General features: G+C 59.5%; 2 protein-coding genes. Both read right to left on the reverse strand.

The genetic code is table 11. From position 1 onward, the window contains the following. The coding region (locus WM40_RS26025) for a DUF4123 domain-containing protein (RefSeq protein WP_046154485.1) at positions 1-650 on the reverse strand (650 nt) is incomplete at its 3' end. A gap of 1 nt (position 651) precedes the next feature. Continuing rightward, positions 652-3,180 carry a type VI secretion system Vgr family protein gene (locus WM40_RS26030; RefSeq protein ID WP_046154486.1) on the reverse strand — a complete coding sequence of 843 codons (2,529 nt, stop codon included), beginning with the start codon at positions 3,178-3,180 and terminating at the stop codon, positions 652-654. Positions 3,181-3,331: the final 151 nt, after the last annotated feature.

Raw genomic sequence — 3,331 nt, forward strand, 5'->3', positions numbered from 1 at the left:
ACGATGCCATGCCGCCGGATCGCTGCCCACTGTTCCGGCTTGAGCATCAGGTCCTTCACCATCGCGTCGTATAGGCCAGTGTACGCCGTTAGGCGTGCGCCTGCGTCGAGTGCATGCCAGGTCTTGACCGGCCCGAGTAGCGTTTCACGCTGCATCAAAGTCAGGCAAGGCCACAGCAGCGCAAACGCGCGCGAGTCTTGAAACCGAAGTACGCACGTCTTACCGCGATCGTCGGTTTGTAGCGCGTGCTGTGAGAGGTGTACCGCAATCTCATCAGCGCTCGAGGCAGTCGCCAGCCAGCCGCCAATCCGCTGTCCCGGCCCGCGGCTCACCGCGTCCGGACGGCGATCCGCAAGCGCAACGCGCACGCTCTCGCCCAAAAGCCAGCCGAAGTGTGGTTTCGTCGGGTCTAGAGATAGCAGATAGGGCTGGTGGTCGGCCGGAAATGCTTCATGCTTGATCGCTATCGTTGCGCGCGGAAGCGCTGCAAGTGAGGGCTTGCCTTTTGCCGGCTGCGGCAATGCACGCGGCTGCGGATCGACGAGCACAAGGCAGTGCATTGCACGATGCCGGGTAAAGTAGTCCCGCAGCGCGAGTACAGTTGTTTCCACCACTGCGGCTTCGCTAGAATGCGACCTATTCTCGATCATATCAATCCAGCTCCATAACCGATGCGCTATCAGCGGCCGCACCAGCAGCTTTCCATGAGCAGCCCTTGTCGACGCTTGTGAGCGTTGCCGGCACCCGCATAGACGCAGCGCCGGGTTTGTCCCAGCTCGCGCACTTTTCCAAGATGGTGCCCGTCGTGCCGTTCTCGATTGCCTCGGCCGTGATCTTGATGTACGAGCCCCCTGCGCCGATCCAGATTTCCTTGTCGGCCGAGATGACTACCCGACCCGTCGAGCTTGTGATCGTTAGGTCCTTCAGTGCAGACAGCGACATGGCGTTGCCCTGCGCTTGGATTTCCACTTTCCCCTTCGCGGCGAACAGTTTCATGCCGGCGTTTTGTACAAACAGGCTGAACTTTTCCATGGCACCAACAAGCAGCGACTTGCCCGTGGCAATGTTCGTGTTCTGACCGCTCACGACGTTCACATGCTGACTCGCCGTCGCCTGCAGTGAGTCCTTCGTCGACAGCCCCATGCTGGCCGGGCTTGCTAGCAGCATGACTGGCGTGCCGAAGCCGTTTGCGGTGCCCGTGCCACCGCCCGCGGTGCGTCCGCTTGCCGTGCTGCCAGATCGGCTGTAGCGCGTTGCTTGGGCGAACTTGTCGAGTGATTCCAATCCGTCTTCCAGGCCTTCGGCGTGGTTTGCTGTGCTGGCCTGGGACGCGGTGTCAACAACCTGCTTCGCGCCCGCAAGCTGTTCGAACGCTGCAGTGGTGTCAAGCGGCTGCGAGGCCGAAGTAGGATGGGTGGAAACGAAGAGCCCCTGGCCCGCACGTACGGCACCGTACGCATCAGACTTCAGATCAAAACCGCTGCCCAGAAAAGCGCCTCGCGCGTTGTTGTTTTGCTGGATGAGATAGCCCAGATGCAGATGGCTCTGGTAGCTGCTCGAATAGAGATGCACGCGATTCTGGGCAGTGGAGTCATCCAGGACCAGCTGGTTATATCCGCTCCCACTATATTCTTTCGAGAGAAGCCCGGAGAGCAGGCCATTCGTGTGCCAAGTCGGCTGCGTCGAACCTCCGAACACACGGGAGACAATGACTGGCCGGTCACAGTCCCCCCCGACGAAGTCCACCAATACCTCGTCGCCGGCACGCAGCGGATGAACAGCGCCGCGCTGGCCACCCGCGTCGGCAAACGCCGTGCGGACCCAGCAGGAGGACTGTGCATTGAGATACCACGGAAAGTGAAGTCTGGCGCGGTTCAGGCGATCGGTCTGGACCTCCTCACTGCCATTGGCAACGACTATTGCGTTCATCAGCGCCATTTGCGGCTTGTGGTGCTCCCGAGGCAACCGGAATGGCGTGCTACGGCGTTGAACCTCGACGCGTACTTGGAAAAATCCCTTGCTACCGTCCGAATGGGTAACGGTCGCCCCCGACTCGCTGGGGGCCATCGCCTCCATTTCTTCACGCAGACTATCGTCAAACAACGGATACGCGTTCATGCCTGGCACGTTGTTACGGATGGCCCATTTCACGCCAAGGATCACATACTCGTTCTCCCGCGATGATGGGCTGGCGCTCGCGCCGCTACTGTCGAGAGTGAAGCGATAGCCGGGCATCGCTGATCGAAGGCCGCCGATGGCATCAAAGCGCTGGATCTGCGACTGCCATGCTTCCACACGCGTGCGGGCCTGCCGCTCACCGTCCTTTCGCTCGCCCCAGGTGTACGCGCCCGTGTAGTCGTAGACCTCACCGTCGACGGGCACCGAATCCGGCGCCAAGGTAGCCACTTGCACCCGCTGCTCGACAGTCGGTCGCTTGTAGTCGAACGTAGCGGCTGTCAGCCCCGCGCTGTGCAGTTGCAGCCGCTGACGCCACGACACAAACCCGTGAAAATCCTCATTGCCGCCCGCGCGCCCGAGCTTAACGGTGCTCTCTGAAAGCGCAGGCACATTGAACACATCGTCCATAATCACGAAGGTGTGGGAGCGACCATCATCGGCGAACTCAAAACGACCAAAGACGCCAGCCTCCTCCATGCTCCGGTAGACGAAATTCAGATCGAACTCGCTTTGCATGCGATAGGAGTATGACGGCATGGCCTGGCGCAGTTCAAACCGGAAAGCCTTGCTTCTTGCCTGAGGGTGCTGACCAAAAACGTCCGACAAGATACGTTCGCCGGTGACTTCTTGCCAGTCACGTTGATCACGTCGCAGGCGCAGAAAGTACAGCCACGACGAAAATCGTAGTTGGTAGAAAACGCAAGAACCATCCCCACCAAGTTCAATGAGGTCGTGCACGTAGCCGTGAATCGGCATGTACGAGCCGTCAGCTTGCTGGATCCACAATGCGATTTCGTTGCCGAGAAGGGTGGTTGCATCGATTGGACTTCCGGTGCGCAGGGCAGCCGCTTCGACGACGAATTCGTAGTCTCTCCCGAGCTGGGCTGAACCTTTCACCCAGAGGGGAACCAGCCGGTCCGGTCCGGCGGGAGTATCGAGTTTGATAATGCGTTGGAATTGCGAGTAGCCGCCCTGAAGTAGCTGGCTAAGGGATTGCGACATCGCGTGCTCCGTTCACATTTTATTCTTATACTGCGCGTTCCGCATTCTAGAGAAAACGGGCCCCATGCCGCAACATAATAATAAGACGTCGAGGCGATATGTGGCAACTTGTTGACTTAAACGAATTACCCACCCTGCCTAGAAAAGTGCC

This window comes from Robbsia andropogonis, from assembly GCF_000970345.1.
GTDB lineage: Bacteria > Pseudomonadota > Gammaproteobacteria > Burkholderiales > Burkholderiaceae > Robbsia > Robbsia andropogonis.